At 72.4% G+C, this 17,075-nt stretch carries 14 protein-coding genes; 7 read left to right on the forward strand and 7 right to left on the reverse strand.

Going from position 1 to position 17,075, the window contains the following annotated elements:
* Positions 1–759: 759 nt before the first annotated feature.
* From MCHT01_RS11075 to MCHT01_RS11085, 3 genes are all read right to left on the reverse strand, one after another.
* The gene (locus MCHT01_RS11075) at positions 760–1,536 is read right to left on the reverse strand and encodes a DUF899 domain-containing protein (RefSeq protein ID WP_067065406.1); all 777 of its coding nucleotides are present in this window, start codon (positions 1,534–1,536) and stop codon (positions 760–762) included.
* A gap of 189 nt (positions 1,537–1,725) precedes the next feature.
* Positions 1,726–2,388, reverse strand: coding sequence for a Vgb family protein (locus tag MCHT01_RS11080; RefSeq protein ID WP_067065781.1), 663 nt, complete (start codon positions 2,386–2,388; stop codon positions 1,726–1,728).
* A 104-nt stretch (positions 2,389–2,492) separates the two neighbouring features.
* Positions 2,493–3,725: a DNA-binding protein gene (locus MCHT01_RS11085; protein WP_067065407.1), complete on the reverse strand. Its 1,233-nt coding sequence runs from the start codon at positions 3,723–3,725 to the stop codon at positions 2,493–2,495.
* 96 nt (positions 3,726–3,821) lie between these two features.
* Here MCHT01_RS11085 and MCHT01_RS11090 point away from each other — a divergent pair, with 96 nt between their 5' ends.
* Positions 3,822–4,064 carry a glutaredoxin family protein gene (locus MCHT01_RS11090; RefSeq protein ID WP_067065408.1) on the forward strand — a complete coding sequence of 81 codons (243 nt, stop codon included), beginning with the start codon at positions 3,822–3,824 and terminating at the stop codon, positions 4,062–4,064.
* 100 nt (positions 4,065–4,164) lie between these two features.
* Here the strand turns inward: MCHT01_RS11090 and MCHT01_RS11095 are convergent, their stop codons facing one another.
* Positions 4,165–4,767: a chalcone isomerase family protein gene (locus tag MCHT01_RS11095; RefSeq protein ID WP_067065409.1), complete on the reverse strand. Its 603-nt coding sequence runs from the start codon at positions 4,765–4,767 to the stop codon at positions 4,165–4,167.
* 188 nt (positions 4,768–4,955) lie between these two features.
* On the opposite strand from MCHT01_RS11095, the gene MCHT01_RS11100 reads away from it, so the two are divergent.
* Positions 4,956–5,981 (forward strand): SphA family protein, encoded by a 1,026-nt coding sequence (locus MCHT01_RS11100; RefSeq protein ID WP_067065410.1) that lies wholly within the window; start codon positions 4,956–4,958, stop codon positions 5,979–5,981.
* A gap of 36 nt (positions 5,982–6,017) precedes the next feature.
* Here the strand turns inward: MCHT01_RS11100 and gloA2 are convergent, their stop codons facing one another.
* Entirely contained in the window at positions 6,018–6,401 is a 384-nt protein-coding gene (gene gloA2, locus MCHT01_RS11105; protein WP_067065782.1) for an SMU1112c/YaeR family gloxylase I-like metalloprotein, read from the reverse strand.
* Positions 6,402–6,504: 103 nt separating this feature from the next.
* Positions 6,505–9,006, reverse strand: coding sequence for a hybrid sensor histidine kinase/response regulator (locus MCHT01_RS11110; RefSeq protein ID WP_169806123.1), 2,502 nt, complete (start codon positions 9,004–9,006; stop codon positions 6,505–6,507).
* Positions 9,007–9,260: 254 nt separating this feature from the next.
* On the opposite strand from MCHT01_RS11110, the gene MCHT01_RS11115 reads away from it, so the two are divergent.
* The 5 genes from MCHT01_RS11115 to MCHT01_RS11135 all read left to right on the forward strand — a co-directional run bounded on the left by MCHT01_RS11115 (position 9,261) and on the right by MCHT01_RS11135 (position 15,837).
* Complete coding sequence (locus MCHT01_RS11115) at positions 9,261–10,886, forward strand: efflux transporter outer membrane subunit (protein ID WP_084452400.1); 1,626 nt, start codon at positions 9,261–9,263, stop codon at positions 10,884–10,886.
* Between the two features lie 19 nt (positions 10,887–10,905).
* Positions 10,906–12,111 carry an efflux RND transporter periplasmic adaptor subunit gene (locus MCHT01_RS11120; RefSeq protein ID WP_067065412.1) on the forward strand — a complete coding sequence of 402 codons (1,206 nt, stop codon included), beginning with the start codon at positions 10,906–10,908 and terminating at the stop codon, positions 12,109–12,111.
* A 3-nt stretch (positions 12,112–12,114) separates the two neighbouring features.
* Positions 12,115–14,082 carry a MacB family efflux pump subunit gene (locus MCHT01_RS11125; RefSeq protein ID WP_067065413.1) on the forward strand — a complete coding sequence of 656 codons (1,968 nt, stop codon included), beginning with the start codon at positions 12,115–12,117 and terminating at the stop codon, positions 14,080–14,082.
* Between the two features lie 265 nt (positions 14,083–14,347).
* The gene (locus tag MCHT01_RS11130) at positions 14,348–14,545 is read left to right on the forward strand and encodes a hypothetical protein (RefSeq protein WP_067065414.1); all 198 of its coding nucleotides are present in this window, start codon (positions 14,348–14,350) and stop codon (positions 14,543–14,545) included.
* A gap of 239 nt (positions 14,546–14,784) precedes the next feature.
* Entirely contained in the window at positions 14,785–15,837 is a 1,053-nt protein-coding gene (locus tag MCHT01_RS11135) for an NAD(P)H-dependent flavin oxidoreductase (protein WP_067065415.1), read from the forward strand.
* A gap of 81 nt (positions 15,838–15,918) precedes the next feature.
* On the opposite strand, the gene MCHT01_RS11140 is transcribed toward MCHT01_RS11135, so the two are convergent.
* Positions 15,919–16,896 carry an aldo/keto reductase gene (locus MCHT01_RS11140; protein ID WP_067065416.1) on the reverse strand — a complete coding sequence of 326 codons (978 nt, stop codon included), beginning with the start codon at positions 16,894–16,896 and terminating at the stop codon, positions 15,919–15,921.
* Between the last annotated feature and the right edge of the window lie 179 nt (positions 16,897–17,075).

Genomic DNA, 17,075 nt, shown 5'->3' on the forward strand with positions numbered 1-17,075 from the left:
CGCCACCACCGACAAGGCCAGCGCGAGCGAGCCCGACGCGGTGAGCTCTCGACCCACCGTCGACCCTAGGCACAGCGGTGCCAGAGCGGGCAGCAGCAGCATCCCGGCGCCATGCGCCGTCGCCGCGACGAAGGACCAGAGGCCCAGGCCCCAGCCGCCGGAAGCGGCACCAGGCGCTGATGCTGATGCTGATGCTGATGCTGATGCCGCCCCGGACTTCGACCCCGCCCCGAACTCCGACTCCGACGCCGACGCCGACGCCGACGCTGACGCTGACGCTGACGCCGACGCTGACGCCGACGCTGACGCTGACGCCGACGCTGACGCTGACGCCTCCCCTGACGCGGGAGCCGACGTCTGCGCCAGGCGCTCCAAACGAGGTGACATCGTTCGATGCCGGGCTTGGCGCATCGCCAGCGCGACGAGTCCGACCGCTGCCAGGGCCGCCAGGCCGATACGCCCTTCCGCGATTCGCTCCACCGGCACGATCGCGATCACGACCGCGGTGAGGATGACCGAGGCGAGGTGGCCGACCGCGATCGCGCCCAAGGCGCTCAACCCGCGTCGCCACCGGACATCGCGGACCGCGAGTGCCGCCGCCGGTCCCCAGCCCGCGAGCGGATTCAGGCCATGCAAGGCACCGGCGCCCGCGACCGCCAGCCAGGGCCAGAGCGTCTCCACCACATGGCCCATGGCGCTTCCCCTCTCAGTTCCGGATCGAGGCGCGACAGGTCCGCGCTCAAGTCGGCGAGCCCGCGCTCAGGCCCGTGAACCGCAGCACCCGCCGGCGGCCGCGGCCGGTGCTTCCTCGTATCGATCGTGATGCTTCACCCAGGCCATCGTGTACGGCAGGTCACCCTCGTCGCGGCCCTCGGGCAGCAGGTCCAGGAAGCGGTAGGTGTGCATCATCAGCTCGACGCCGCGACCGAAGGTCGAGTAGCTCAGGTAGACGCTCCCGTCGTTGTCCTTGATGAACACGCTGATGCCGGGCGCCTCGCCTTGCGGGAAGGGCTGCATCGTGAAGTTGTAGAACACGTCGCCGCGGGCGCGTTCCTCCTCCGTGAACGAGACGTGGAAGTCGCGGTTGAAGTCGCTGTCGAACGACGACACCCAGTCGAAGCGCCAGCCCATGCGGGCCTTGAAGCGCGCGATGTCCGTGAGCGGCGCGCGCGAGACCGCCACGAAGGCGACACCGCGGGCGGCCAGGTGCGGCAGCGCCGGATCGGTGTGGTCGGCCATGAACGAGCAGCTCTTGCAGGCCGCCTCCGCACCCGGCGTGAACATCATGTGCTGCATCACCAGGCGCCGGTGCGGGCCGAAGAGCTCGGCCAGCCGGCGGGGACCGGTCGCCGTGTCGAAGACGTAGTCCTTGTCGATGCGGACCCAGGGCAGGGTGCCGCGCTCGCGGGCGACTTCATCGCCGAGCCGGGTCAGCGCCTTCTCGCGCGCCAGCAGGCGCTTGCGCTCGGCGATCCAGCGATCGCGGGTGACGATCTCGTGGTGGGTCAGGGCTTGGGAGTCGGTGAGGGTGTTCATGTCGTGCTCCAAGGAATGGATGTCGGGCAAGGACCGAAACGCGGGCGTGAGGACGCCCATCGCCGCGGCGCCGAGGCGCGCGGACGGAGGGATCGGAGGAAGTGGGCGAGGCCTCGCCGTTCAGGCGCGGCGAATCGGGCGTGACGCGTCAGGCAGGGCGCATCAGGCGCGTCAAGCGCATCGCGCGCATCACGTGCGAGCCGGGCGCCGGACGGCGCGCAGCTTCCCGCTGCCGCCCCCGCCGCAATAGAACAGGCCGGCGCCGTCGGACTCCAGCCCGCTGACCCCGACGTTGTCAGGCATCGCCAGGCGTTCCATCACGCGGCCGTCCTTCGGGTCGACGCGGCGCAGCTCGCTCTCGTCGCCTTCCCAGGTCGCGTGCCAGAGCTCGCCGTCGACCCAGGTCACACCGGTGACGAAGCGGTTGGACTCGATGGTCCGGCGAATCTCGCCGGATTCGGGATCGATCTGCACGATCTTGCGGTCCCGGTACTGCCCCACCCACAGGCTGCCCTCTGCCCAGGTCAGGCCCGAGTCGCTGCCCTGGCCCGACGGTGCCGGGATCGAGCCGACCACCTTCCCGCTCGCCGGATCGATCTTGTCGATGCGGGATTCCGCGATCTGGTACAGCAGCCGGCCGTCGAAGGCGGTGCCGGCATCAGCGGCGCAGGGCAGCGTGCGCACGACCTCGCCGCTCGGCGGGTCGATGGCCAGCAGCCCCAGCGCCGTCGCGGCCCAGACGCGATCGCCGTCATGGCTCACGCCGTGCACGGCGGGCGCGCCGGGGTAGGGACCGTACTCGCGGACGATCTCCGCGGGACGGGCGGCCGGGAGTCCGGCGTTGGAGGCCATCAGCGCCTCGGCATGCGGGTCGCAGGACGGGGCGCCCGCGGTGGAGTCTGAACAGGACATCGTGCTCTCCTTGTGCGGCGAGACGCCGCCGCATGGACCTCAATCTAGCCAGCCGGCGGCCAGGCGGGGAGTAACAAGATCGTCGCGATTCCCGTCAGCCCGCCTGTCATGGGCGGCGCCAGCCAGCGCCTGGCCCGCGCCTGCCCCAGCGCCCGCACCCGGCCGTCGGCCTCGAGCTCCGCCAGCGCCCGCTGCACCGTACGCTGGCTCGCGCCCATCGCGAGCGCCAGCGCCGAGGTCGACCACGCCGCCCCATCCGCCAGCAGCGCCTGCAGCGCGGCGGACTCGCCATCGATGGGCGGCGCCAGCATCGTGACCGCCCGGCCCTCGTCGACCCGCAGCGCATAGCCGCGCGCGGTCGCGTCGATGGCGGCGACGGGCTCGATCAGCGCGCGCAGCCGGCCCAGCTCCACGCGCAGCCGCGCGCGATGCGTCTCGTCGGGATGGCGGGTGCGGAAGACGCGCAGGATCAGCGTCTGCCGATCGACGCCGCCGGGCCAGGCTTCCGCCAGCACCCGCGCGAGCAGGAACAGCACCGGACGTCGCGCGAGGTCCACGGCCAGTCCCTCGCCGCGGATCGCGCGCCGGCAGGCGTCGATGACCAGCGTCGGGGAGGCCAGGAGGTCCTCGACCTCGTCCAGTCGCAGCGATTGCTCGGCGCCGGCGTCGATGCGGCGCGCGGCGGGGCGATCGATCAGCGCGCGCAGGTCCTCGGTCTCGGCGATCAGCGCGGGCACGCCGGCGCGGTGGGCCGCGGCCGAGGCTTGCATCAGCGCCAGCCGCGCATCGCGGATCCGCAACGACCGCAAGGCCAGCTCGGCCTCCGCCAGTCCGGCGAGCGCCGCCGGCAAGGGCGGGTAGGTGGCGAGATCGATCGCCGGCAGCGCCCGGGCCGCCTCGTCCAGCCGCCCCAGCAGCACCAGCCGCCGCGCCGCGATCAGGCGGGCCTGCAGCGCGTTGACACGATCGTCGTGGGCGGCCAGTACCTCGGCCGCCTGCAGCAGCGCGCGGGGCGGCTCGCCGAAGTCGCGCATCGCCAGCGCCACCTCGGCCTCGGCGACCACGCAGCGCGCCCGGCTGACGGCCTCCCGCGGGCCGAAGGCCTTGGCCGCCTCCCGCAGCAGCTCGCGCGCCCGGGCATGCTCGCCCAGCTGGGCCATCGCGATGCCGCGCAGCGCCAGCGCGGGCGGGTCGTCCCGCAGTGCCACGCGCCGCAGGGCGCCCAGCGCATCCCCGGCGGCGAGGAAGCGGGCGGCGGCGGTGATCAGGGCGTCCATGGGGGCGCAGCTTACGGGAGCCCCATGACGACGGCCCCCTCGGGACTTGCCCCAGGCGGCGACAGGGCCGGCGCGCGCCGAATACACTCCCGCCCCATGGAACTCAAGATCGTCGTCTACTCCAAGTCCGCCTGCCCGCAATGCGACACGGCGAAGATGCTGCTCAAGTCCCGCGGCATGGCCTTTCAGGAGATCCTGATCGACGACGAGGCCGAGCGCCTCGCGTTCTACGAGAAGTGCGGCCCGTCCGTGCGCCAGATGCCCCAGGTCTTCATCAACGACCAGCGCGTCGGCGGCGTCACCGGCCTGCAGGCCGCGCTCAAGCAGCTGGGCCGCTGAGGTCGCGCCGGCCGGGCACCAGCCCGGCCCCGCCATCCCGGCCGGTCGCCGGCATGGCGCCGCGGCGATCGCCGCATTCATCGGGGCCGCGCCCCGATGCTCACTTCGCCGGAACGCTGCCCAGCAACCCGTCGCGCGTGCTGCCGCGCACCTTCGGGCCGATCCAGACCTTCATCATCATCGGGAAGAAGCTCTCGCCCTGGATGGTGTCGCCGATCTTCTGGCCGTTGAGGCTGAACTCGGTGGTCTGCTTCACCGGGTCGTAGTCGATCGTGCACTGATCTCCCTTGAGCAACTTCGCGCGGTTGCCGAAGATCACGCCCAGCTGCGCGGTCTGGATGATGTTCTTGTTGAACTCTTCCGCGGCGTTCTGCCGGATGCGGTCCAGCATCGCGTTGGCCAGGTCGCGCGAGGACACGTCACGCATCATGAAGAAGGTGATGCGCTTGGCTCCCTTCTCCGCGACCGCCGCTTCCATCGTCGTCTGCTTGCGCGGCAGATAGAAGGCCACCGCCGTCGAGCGGGTCGACAGGATGCTCGACGTCGCCGCGCCGTTCAGCGGCAGCGTCTGGCCGTGCAGCACCACGGTGTCCTGGAACTTGTAGCCCTCGACGTCCACCTCGGCGGCGAAGGACAGGGCGGACAGGGCCGCGAGGCCGAGGGCCAGGGCGCCGCGACAGGCGGTCTTTGTGTTGAATGGCATGGGTGTCTCCTCCGCGCGAATCGCGATGGGGGCGCATTAAACGCGAGCGTCCGTGGCGCGTCAGCCTTGGAAACTGGGGCCGTGCCTCTAATCGACCGCTCGATGTGACGTTTGCCACGCGACCCGCGCGCTTCCGCTGGCAGGATGCGCGCCGCCCCAAGAATTCCAAGCTTTCCGGAGAGATCCCCGTGTCCATCGACTGTTTCCGCCTGATGCCGCGCGCGCTCGCCGTGGCCGCCGCCACGATCGCCGCGGCGGGCGCCGCCCACGCCACCGAGAACAGCCAGGTCCGTGCCTTGCTCGGCGCGCCGTCCTATGAGATCTCGACGCCGCAGTTCCCCGGCCTCTACGCGCAGTTCTGGGCCCAGCACTACGAGGCCGACAAGCTGCGCGACGCCGACGGCCACACGCCCGTGCGCGCGCTGACCGTGCCCGGCGTGGGCACGCTGCCGCTGGCGGTGAACGGGTCGGTCAAGGCGGACGTCTTCGTGCCGCGCCTGACCTGGGTCACCGAGCAGATCGTGATGGACGGGCGTCTGGGCTTCTCCGCCGCCTTCCCCATGGTCCGCCAGACCAACGACTTCGTGCTGACGACGGTGATTCCCGCCGCGGTGCCGGCGGCCGCCGCCGCGCAGATCAACGCGCAACTGGCGGGCGCGGGCGCCGCGCTGTCGGGCACGCGCAGCGGCCTGGCGGATCCGGAGCTGGCCGCCTACCTCGATTGGCAGCAGGACGAATCGCGCGTGGCGCTGGGTGTCGCGTTCAACCCGCCGCTGGGCGCCTACGACGCGAGCCGCGCCGTTAATCCGGGCGCCGGCAAGTTCTGGACCTTCAAGCCGCTGCTGGTGGCCTCGCGGGTGTGGGAGAACGGTTTTGCCGTGGGCCTGCGCGCGACCTACTCGTTCAACACCCGCAACGACGACACCGGCGTGCGCTCCGGCCAGTACCTCCATGCGGACTGGTCCGGCACCTATCAGCTGAACGACCAGTGGAAGGTCGGCGTGCAGGGCTACGTGCTCAAGCAGTTCACCGCCGACCAGGGCGGCACCGCGGGCGCCAACAAGGTGCAGGCGCTGTCCGCCGGGCCGCTGGTCGCCTACCTGTCGGAGAGCGGCGACTGGGGCGTCGACGTCAAGGTGATGAAGGAGTTCTCGGTGCGCAATCGCCCCGAGGGCACGGTGACCTGGCTGCGGCTGAACTACCGCCTGAACTGATCGTCCGGGCCGGGCACCCGGACCGGGTGTCGCCGCTCAGCGCTCGTAGAGCTCGAGCGGCAGGCCGTCCGGGTCGGCGAAGAACACGAAGCGCTTGCCGGTGAACTCGTCCACCCGGACCGGTTCCACCGGCACGCCCCGTGCCTCCAGCGCCGCCTTGCAGGCGGCCACGTCGTCAACGACGAAGGCCAGGTGTCGCAGGCCCCGCGCCTCCGGATACGAGGGCCGCTCCGGCGGCTCGGGGAAGCTGAACAGCTCGATCTGCGTGCCGTCCGGCAGCGCCAGGTCCAGCTTGTGGGAGCGCCGCGCCGCGCGGTAATGCTCCGCGATCACGCGCAGCCCCAGCACCTCGACGTAGAAGTGCCTCGAGCGCGGATAGTCCGCGCAGATGATCGCCGCATGGTGAAGGCCTCGCAGCATCGTCCCCGTGTCCATTCCCGCCTTCCTTCTCACTCGTGTCCCGCCGGATCGAGGCTCACCCGATCCGGCCGTGATGTCGCAGGCCCCCGCGGGCCGATCGTGATCAACGCCCCGCGCGCAGCGTCTCGCGCAGCGCCTCGACGTCGACCGGCTTGACCATGTGCTCGTCGAAGCCGGCGGCGCGCGTCTTCTCGCGGTCCTGTTCCTGGCCCCAGCCCGTCAGTGCGATCAGGCGCGGGTGGCCGATGTCCGGCGCCATGTCGCGCAGGCGCCGTGCCACCTCGTGGCCGTCCATGTCCGGCATGCCGATGTCCAGCAGCACCGCGTCGGGCCGCAGCGTCCGCACGGTCGCCAGCGCGGTCGCGCCGTCGTAGGCGACTGCCACCTCCGCGCCCATCAGCCGCAGCAGCTCCGCCGTGGTGTCGGCCGCGTCGCGGTTGTCGTCGACCAGCAGCAGCCGCGCGGCCAGGGGCGCGTCGTCCAGCTCGTCCTGCGGCGCCGCCACTGCGGGCGCCGCGATCTCGGGCAGGCGCAGCTGGAATCGGCTGCCCAGCCCCAGGCCCTCGCTGGCCGCGCTGAGCTGACCGCCATGCAGCCGCGCCAGCGTCTGCGCCAGGCTCAGCCCGATGCCCAGCCCGCCTTGCGAGCGGCTGTGCGAGCGGTCCAGCTGCGAGAACAGCTCGAACAGCCGCGGCAGCTGCTCGGCCGCGATGCCGATGCCGCTGTCGCTCACGGTCAGCACCGCCTCGCTGCCGTCGCGGCCCAGGCTGACGTCGATCTGCCCGCCGGCGTCGGTGTAGCGCGCCGCGTTGTTGAGCAGGTTCACCAGCAACTGCGTCAGCCGCACCGGATCGCCGCGCACCCAGGGCGCCGGGCCGTCGAAGCGCAGCGTGAGCCGGTGGTGCTCGCGATCGATCAGCGGGCGGCTGCTCTCGACCGCCGCGTCGACGATGTCGCGCAGGTTGACCTCCTCGTGCCGCAGCGTGATCAGCCCGCGGCTGATGCGCGAGACCTCGATCAGGTCGTCGACCAGGCGCACCATGTGATTGACCTGGCGCTCCATCAGCTCGCGGATGTCGGCGAAGCGGCCCTCGCGATCGGCCGCGCCCAGCAGGTGCACCGCGTTGCGGATCGGCGCCAGCGGATTGCGCAGCTCATGCGCCAGCGTGGCGAGGAACTCGTCCTTGCGCCGGTCCGAGCGCAGCAGCCGCTCCTCGCGGTCCTGCAGCGCGCGCTCGCCGCGGGCGCGCTCCACCGCCACGCGGGTGCGATGGGCCACCTCGCGGATCAGGCCGATGTCGTCGGGGCTCCAGGCGCGCGGCTGCTCGTCGTGGACGAACAGCAGGGCCACCAGCTTGCCGTGCTCGACCACCGGCACGTTCACCAGCGAGCGCACCTGGAAGGACTCGAAGCCGGCCAGGTGGCCGTTGGTCATCGGGTCCAGCCGCACGTCGGGGATGGCGACGACCTCGTCGCGCTTGAGGACGTCGATGAAGTCGCCGTAGTCCCGCAACTGGCGCTCGCCCGACACGCTCACGCCGGCGCCGCGCACCCAGTCGCGGTCGATGCGCACGACCTCGGCGTCATGGTCCACGCTGCAGTAGCCGGAGCGGCTGGCGGCCAGCATCATGCCCAGCATCTGCGCCGCGGCATGGCCGATGGCGGTGGGGTCGCGGACCTCGCGCAGGCGCTCGCTCAGGCCGGCCATCGCGGCGCGGCGCTGCTCGCCGCGCACGCGCGCGGTCACGTCCACGCCCTCGACGAAGATGTGCGTCACCGCGCCGCTGTCGTCGCGGATCGGTTGGTAGACGAAGTCCAGGAAATGCTCGTCGGCCTGTCCCCCGGTCTCGGCGGCGAACAGCGCGGACTGCGCCGTGTACGCGCGGCCCGTCTCGTAGACGGAGTCGAGCAGCTTCACGTAGCCCTGGGCCGCCGCGTCGGGCATCGCCTCGGCGACGGTGCGGCCGATCAGGTCACGTCCGGCGACCAGCCGCTGGTAGGCGGGGTTGATGCTCTCGAAGCGGTGCTCGGGCCCGGCCAGCACGGCCATGAAGCTGGGCGCCTGCTCGAAGAGCTGCACCAGCCGCTCGCGCTCCCCGTGCACCCGGCGCTCGGCGGCGACCTTGGCGGTGGTCTCGACCACGATGGCCATCACGCCCGCCGGACGGCCCTCGCCGTCGAGCAGCGGCGAGTAGTCCAGGTTCAGCCAGGCCGGCTCGGCGCGGCCGTGGCGGTCCAGCACCAGCTGCTGGTCCTCGTAGTGCAAGGTGCCGCCGGCCAGGCCGACGGCCATCACGTGGGCATTGAAGTCGGCCACCTCGGGCCAGCCCTCGAGGACGTTGCTGCCGAGCAGCCGCGGATGCCGCGTGCCGGCGAAGACGCCGTAGGCGTCGTTGTAGATCATGACCCCGCTGGTGCCCCAGAGCATCACGATGGGGACCTGGGAGCGCAGCATCAGCGCCGTGGCGTGCCGGATGTGGTCCGGCCACTGCGCGAGCGGCCCCAGCGGCGTGCGGCTCCAGTCCAGCGCCGCGATCAGGCGGGCCATCTCGCCGCCGCCGGAAAGGAAGGCCGGCTGGGCGCTTGGGTCGGAAGAGTCGGCCACGGAGGCTCCGCGAGTCCAGGATCCGCGAGTATCCGTCCTGGCGCGGGCCGCGAGCCGCCGGGCGCCCTTCGCCCGCGTCGCGCTCCCATGTCGGTGTGCGTCAGCTTTGACAACGCAATTTACGGGCGAGTAAGAAGCGCCACCGGCGGGTGGTGCATCATTCGCCCGCCTGATGCGCGACCTTGCCCCAACTTCGGCCAACATCGCCCTTCGTTGACCCATTCAGCCTGTTCAGCCGCCGCCAGAACCCGTCGATGACCCTTGCACACCTTCCGGGCCGCGCTGGCCGCGTCCCGGCGCTGACCGCGCTGCTGCTGAGCCTCGGGCTCGCCGGTTGCGTGAACCTCGCCCCCGACTACGCCCGCCCCGCGCCGGCCGTGCCGCATGCCGGCCTCGCGAGCGCGGCAACACCTGGCCCCGCCGCGGACGGCGTTGCGGCGACCTCGAGCGCCGCCAGCGCGAGCGGGACCGCGGGGAGCGCCACGACCACCGACCTCGCCTTGCCGGACTGGCGCGCCGTCTTCCTCGACGATCGGCTGCGCGACACGGTCGCGCTCGCCTTGCGCCAGAACCGTGACCTGCGCATCGCCGCGCTGCAGATCGAGCAGGCCCGCGCCGCCTTCCGCCAGACGGATGCCCAGCGCCTGCCCACGCTCACTGCCTCGGGCGGCGCGAGCCGCTCCGGCGCGGCCGGCGTGACGACCCAGCAGGTCTCGCTGCAGCTGGCGCTGTCGAGCTACGAGCTCGACTTCTTCAGCCGCGTCCGCAACCTCAGCGATTCCGCCGCGCAGGCGCTGTTCTCGCGCGAGGAGTCGCGTCGCGGCACGCAGATCAGCCTGGTCTCGGAGACCGCCGCCGTTTGGCTCACCTGGGCGGCCGATCTGGAACGGCAGCGTCTGGCCCAGGAGACGCTCGCCAGCCGAGAGCGCAGCCTGGCCCTGACGCGGCGCCGGCATGAGCTGGGCGCCATCTCCGGACTGGTGCTCTCTCAGGCGGAGACCGCCTTGGAGAGCGCGCGCGCGGACGCCGTCGTCTGGCCGACCACCCTGGAGCAGGACCGCCACGCGCTGGAGCTGCTGCTGGGCACCGCGCTGCCAGCCGCTCTCGAGCCCCGCGCGGCCGATGCGGCGGGTACCTTGAGCCAGCTCGTCGACCTGCCCGCGGGCGTGCCGTCCTCGGTGCTGCAGCGGCGGCCCGATGTGCTGGCCGCCGAGCATTCGCTGATCGCGACCCACGCCGACATCGGCGCGGCGCGCGCGGCCCGCTTCCCCAGCATCAGCCTGACGGCCTCGGCCGGCACCGGCAGCCGCGCGTTGTCGGGGCTGTTCGACGCGGGCTCGGGCAACTGGAGCTTCGGGCCGTCAGTGTCGCTGCCGATCTTCGACGGCGGCTCGCGCGCCGCGGCGCTGCGGCAGGCCGAGGCCAGCCGCGACATCGCGCTGGCGACCTACGACAAGACCATCCAGACGGCGTTCCGCGAGGTCGCCGACGCGCTGTCCGAGCGCGCCACGCTCGCGGCCCGGCTGGCCGCGCAGCGGGCGCTGCTCGCGTCCAGCGAGCGCCAGCTGCGGCTGGCCGAGGCGCAGTACCGCGTCGGCAGCACCACCCAGCTGGACTTGCTGGATGCGCAGCGCTCGCTGCTGGGCGCGCAGCAGTCGCTGATCGCGCTGCGGCTGAGCGAGCAGCTGAACCGCGTGACGCTCTACAAGGTGCTGGGCGGCGGCTGGCAAGACGTGCCCCCCATGGCACCGGATGCCGCACCGAACGCCTCGCCGAACGCCTTGCCGAACGTCGTGGCGACGCCCGCCGCGGCCGCCGGAGCGGGGGTGGCCGACAGCGCCGTGCCCCGGCCCACCGGCGCGGCCGGCGCGACGAACTGATCGATTCGAGGGAGATCCGATGAAGAAGTGGTTGAAGCCCGGCCGGCTGGCGCTGGTCGCGGTGATCGTCATCGCCGCGGTGATCGCGGCGCGGGCGATCTGGTTCCGTCCGCCGCCCCCGCCGCAGGTCACGACCGCGGCCGTCGAGCGCGGCGACATCGAGGACTCGGTGCTGGCCACCGGCACGATCAACGCCTACAAGCTGGTCAGCGTCGGCGCCCGCGCGACGGGCGAGGTCAAGCGTCTGGCCGTGGCGCTCGGCGACAAGGTCAAGGAAGGCCAACTGATCGCCGAGATCGACGCCCTCACGCAGCAGAACGCGCTGCGCGACGCGCAGGCCTCGCTGCGCAGCGCCGAGGCGCTGCTGGCCTCGCGCAAGGCGACGCTGGCGCAGGCGGAGCTCACCGCCAGGCGGCAACGCGCGCTCGAGGCCGCCGATGCCGGCGCCCGCGCCGATCTGGAAACGGCGGAAGCCGCGCTCGACACCGCGCGCGCCGACGTCGAGTCGCAGGCCGCGATGGTCGCGCAGTCCCGCATCAACGTGGACACGGCGCAGGTCAACCTGGGTTACGCCCGCGTGGTCGCGCCGATGGACGGCACGGTGGTGGCCATCGTCACCGAGCAGGGCCAGACGGTGAACGCGGCGCAGACGGCGCCGACCATCATCAAGCTGGCGCGTCTGGACACCATGACCATCAAGGCCAAGATCTCCGAGGCCGACGTGCCGCGCGTGAGGCCCGGCATGCCGGTGTACTTCGCGCTGCTGGGCTCGCCGGACCACCGCATCGAGGCCTCGCTGCGCGCGGTCGAGCCGGGCGACACCACGCTGGCCGACACCACGTCGACCAGCACCAGCAGCTCCTCGACCAGCAGCGGCACCAGCGCGATCTACTACAACGGGATCTTCGACGTGCCCAATCCCGACGGCACGCTGCGTATCAACATGACGGCGCAGACGACCATCGTGCTGGCGCGCGCCAAGGGCGTGCTGACGCTGCCGTCGACCGCCCTGGGCAAGAAGGACCCCAAGGGCCTGTACACGGTGCGCGTGCTCGCCGCGGGCGACCGCATCGAGGAGCGCCAGGTCCGCATCGGCATGAACAACCGCGTGCGGGCCGAGGTGCTGGACGGTCTGCGTGAAGGCGAGCGCGTCGTCACCAGCCAGGCCGCGGCCGGCGCCGCCGCCGCGCAGATGGGCCCGCGTCGCGGTCCGCCTCCGGGCTGAGCGATGGCGGCATTGCTCGAACTGCGCGGCCTGGTCCGCGAATTCCCCGCCGGCGAGGGCGTGGTCGCCGTGCTGCGGGACGTCGACCTGACGATCGAGGCGGGCGAGATGGTCGCGATCATCGGCCCTTCGGGCTCCGGCAAGTCGACGCTGATGAACATCCTGGGCTGCCTGGATCGGCCCACCCGCGGCAGCTACCGCGTGGCCGGCCAGGAGACCGGCGCGATGGTCCCGGACGAGCTCGCCCGGTTGCGGCGGGAGCACTTCGGCTTCATCTTCCAGCGTTACCAGCTGCTGGGCGACCTGGACGCGGTCGGCAACGTGGAGATCCCGGCGATCTACGCGGGCTCGCCGGCCGAGCGCCGGCACGAGCGCGCCCGCCGGCTGCTCGGTCGCCTGGGCCTGGCGGAGCGGCTGCATCACCGGCCGGGCCAGTTGTCGGGGGGGCAGCAGCAGCGCGTCTCGATCGCGCGGGCGCTCATGAACGGCGGCGACGTGATCCTGGCCGACGAGCCCACCGGCGCGCTCGACCAGGCCAGCGGACGCGAGGTCATGAAGATCCTGGAGGAGCTGCATGCCGACGGCCACACCATCATCCTGGTGACCCACGACGCGCAGGTCGCGGCGCATGCGCAGCGGGTGATCGAGATCAGCGACGGCCGCATCGTGGCGGACCGCCGGCGGCCCGACGCGACGGCTCCCGCCGTGCTGGCCAAGCCCGAGACGGCGCCGCGGGGCACGGGCTGGCTGTCGGCGTGGGCGGCGGTGCTCGGCCGCGTCGCCGAGGCCACGCACATGGCGCTGCGCGCGATGGCGGCCCACCGGTTGCGGACGCTGCTGACCATGCTGGGCATCATCATCGGCATCGCCTCGGTGGTGTCGGTGGTGGGGCTGGGGCAGGGCACGCGCGAGAAGGTGCTGGCCGACATCAGCGCCATGGGCACCAACACCATCGACATCATGCCGGGCGAGGGCTTCGGCGACCGCCGAGCGGCGGCGGTGCGCACCTTGCGGGCGGCGGATGCGACAGCCCTGTCGCAGCTGGAGTACGTCGACAGCGTGACGCCGTCCGTCAGCGTCAGCGCGGGGCTGCGCTACCGCAACGTGGACGTCAGCGCGTCCATCACCGGCGTGGGCGAGCAGTTCTTCCGCGTGCGTGGCTATGACTTCGCGCAGGGGCAGGCCTTCAACGCGGAGTCGGTGCGGCTGCAGGAGCAGGTCGCGGTGATCGACGACAACGCGCGCAAGACGCTGTTCCCCAACGGGGAACCGGCCTTGGGCGAGGTGATCCTGCTGGGCACGGTGCCGGTGCGCATCGTCGGCGTGACGGCCAGGAAGGAGAGCGCCTTCGGCAACGACGAGTCCAACAGCATCTGGCTGCCCTACACGACGGCGATGAGCCGGCTCACCGGGCAGGACTATCTGGCGCGGGTGACGGTGCGGGTCAGCGACGCGGTGCCCAACGCCGCGGCGGAGGAGGGTGTGCGCGCGCTGCTGACGCACCGCCACGGCAAGACCGACTTCTTCATGATGAACACCGACAGCATCCGCAAGACGGTGGAGCAGACCACGGCGACGATCACGCTGCTGATCTCGTCGATCGCGCTGATCTCGCTGGTGGTGGGCGGCATCGGGGTGATGAACATCATGCTGGTGTCGGTGACCGAGCGCACCGGCGAGATCGGCGTGCGCATGGCCGTGGGCGCGCGGCAAGGGGACATCCTGCGGCAGTTCCTGATCGAGGCCGTGCTGGTCTGCCTGATCGGCGGCGGCCTGGGCGTGGCGCTGGCCGTGGGCGCGAGCCTGCTGGTCGACCACCTGGCGGCGGGCACGGGTTTCCGGATGGCGATCTCGACCACGGCGATCGCGGGCGCGTTCTGCGTCTCGTCGCTGATCGGGGTGATCTTCGGCTTCCTGCCGGCGCGCAACGCGGCGCGGCTGGATCCGGTGGAGGCGCTGGCGCGGCCTTGACGCGGCGCCCGGCCCGGAGCGACGCGCAGCGGTGCGCCCCGGCCGGTGTCGACGCGGCCTCCCGCGCGAGTCGGGGTCAGGTCTTGCAACGGACCACTGTCGTCGGGGGGGCGTGGCGTGGCCGGCGCCGCCGATCCGGTTCCCCGGGCCGTCGCGCGGCCCTGCAGTTCGTCATCCCCCGGGCGCAGTTCGTCGGACCCCGGGGGCGACGGGCACGGCGGCCCCTAGACTCCGCACCCATCCGAAACCAACGAGGGAGTCCCCCATGACCGTCCGCACCGCCGCCCTGATGCTGGCCATCGCCGCCACCGCCCTGTCCACCGGCTGCGTCATCGCCCCGAACTCGAGCGAGGGCAACGCCCAGCGCGCCGAGGACGTGCGCAAGATGAGCGAGCAGGCCACCGCGACCTGCGGCGCCGGCTACGTCAAGGAAGTGAACGCCAAGAGCTTCACCTGCAAGTGAGCGAGCGCCGCTGAGCCCGACCCGCTGAGCCCCGCTCGCTGAGCCCCGCTCGCCGAGCTCGGCCCGCTGAGCTCGCCCGCTGGACCTGGCCCCCTCGGCCCGACCTGGCCCGCCCGGTCCGAATGCCCCCTCTCCCGCTTGCGGGAGAGGGCTGGGGTGAGGGTCTTCGGACCCGCCCCGACAAAGGCATCGACCTTGCGCGATCATCGCGACTCGTCCATCGAGTCAGGATCCATGCCATGTCGACCGCCGCTCCCTTCGCCCCCTTCTTTCTCGGCACGAAGCTGCCGCTGATCCAGGCACCGATGGCCGGCGTGCAAGGCGCGCGCTTGGCCGTCGCGGTCAGCGAGGCCGGCGGCCTGGGCTCCCTGCCGGCGGCGATGCTCTCGCCGGACCAGCTCCGCGCCGAGCTGCGGACCCTGCGCGACGGCACGCGCCATCCCTTCAACGTCAACTTCTTCGCCCACACCCCGCCGGTGCCCGACGAGGCCCGCGAGGCGCGTTGGCGTGACCGCCTCGGTCCCTACTACGCCGAGTTCGGCATCGACCCGTCCCAGATCAAGCCCGGTCCCGGCCGCGCCCCGTTCTCGCCCGAGATCGCCGACCTGGTCGAGCCCTTCAAGCCCCCCGTGGTGAGCTTCCATTTCGGCCTGCCGCCCGCGGACCTGATCGCCCGCGTCAAGGGCTGGGGCAGCAAGGTGCTGGGCAACGCGACCACGGTCGACGAGGCGCTCTGGCTGGAGCAGCACGGGGCGGACGCGATCATCGCGCAGGGTTGGGAAGCGGGCGGCCATCGCGGCCACTTCCTCAGCCACGACCTGACGCGCCAGCCGGGCACCTTCGCGCTGCTGCCGCAGATCGTGCGCGCGGTGAGGGTGCCGGTGATCGCGGCGGGCGGCATCGCCGATGTCCGCGGCATCCGGGCGGCGCTGGCGCTGGGCGCGTCAGCGGTGCAGCTGGGCACCGCCTTCCTGTTGGCGGAGGAAGCCACCACCAGCGCCCATCATCGTGCGGCGTTGCGCGAGCCGGCGGGTCGGCACACGGCGGTGACCAACCTCTTCACCGGTCGTCCAGCGCGCGGCATCGTCAACCGCTTCATGCGCGAGGTCGGTCCGCTGAGCGAGGACGCGCCCGAGTTTCCGCTCGCGACCGCCGGTCTCGCGCCGTTGCGCGCGAAAGTCGAATCGCAGGGCAGCGGCGAGTTCTCGTCGATGTGGGCGGGCCAGAACTTCTCGGCCGTGCGCGAGGCGCCTGCCGCGACCATCGTCGCCGAGCTGTCGGCGGCCTTCTGATCCGCGTGTGAGCGACGGTCGAGCCCCGCGAGCAGGCACATCGGCCTGAGCGCGCGCGGCTGGCGCGAGCGGGGGATGGGATCAGGGCAGCGCGGCGCCGCGTGCCGCTTCGTACAGCGCGTACCACTCCGGTCGGCTGAGCGTCACGCGCAGCGCGTCGCCGCAGGCGCGGATGCGCGCCGGGTTGGCGCTGCCGATCACGGGCTGGATGCGGGCCGGGTGCTTCATCAGCCAGGCCAGCAGGATGCCCTCGGTGCTCACGCCATGCTGCTGCGCCAGCTGCCGCACGAGCACGCGGCCCGCCTCGTCGGCGGGGTCCTGCGCGGTCTCGCCGCTGAAGCGGCCGCGGGCCAGCGCGGCCCAGGCCTGCAGCTGGATGCCGTGCTGCTGGCAGTGCTCCAGCGTGCCGGCCCAGGCGAGCGCCCCGGGACGCGCGCCGGCCTGGCGATCGTTGAAGCAGGTGCCGGCGTCGATCGGCTCCAGATGACCCAGGCCCAGCTCGAGCTGGTTCACCACCAGCGGCTGGTCCAGCGCGCGGCCCAGCCAGGCCATCTGGCCCGCGTTCATGTTGGACACGCCCAGGTGAGCGACCTTGCCCGCGGCGCGCAGGCGCTGGAAGGCCTCGGCGATCTCGTCCGGTTGCATCAGCGGATCGGGGCGGTGCAGCAGCAGGATGTCCAGCTTCTCGGTGCCGAGCCGGCGCAGGCTGGCCTCGACCGCCTGGACGATGTAGCCGCCGGACAGGTCGTAGCGCTTGCCGCCCTCGTCGTCGGCGAAGCGGATGCCGCACTTGCTCTGCAGCACGATGCGGTCGCGCAGCGAGGGCATGCGGCGGAACAGCGCGCCGAAGACCGACTCGGCCTTGCCGAAGGTGTAGATGTCCGCGTGGTCGAAGAGCGTGACGCCGATCTCGAGCGCCGCCTCGGTGGCGGCCTGCGCGTGGTCGACGTCGGCCTCGGTCCACGGGTTGTGGTCCCAATGACCGCCCAGGCCCATGCAGCCGTAGGCGAGTGGGCTGGTGGTCGGGAGGTGCTGCTGCAGCGGAAGGGCGTGGCTCATGGCGGGACCTGCGGAGGGAGCTGGGAATGAGGAACGCGCCCTTGCGGGCGCGTGGGAGCTCGCGCTCGCCGAGCGCGAGGAGCGGCATTGTGACGTGGCAGGTGGGCGGTGTGTTTCAAGGTGGTTTCATCCGCGGCGCGTGACCGCCGTGTGCCGCCGCGGCGGACGACGCCCAGGGG

This window comes from Mitsuaria chitosanitabida ATCC BAA-476 = NBRC 102408 (assembly GCF_001598255.1).
Taxonomy (GTDB): Bacteria; Pseudomonadota; Gammaproteobacteria; order Burkholderiales; family Burkholderiaceae_C; genus Roseateles; species Roseateles chitosanitabidus.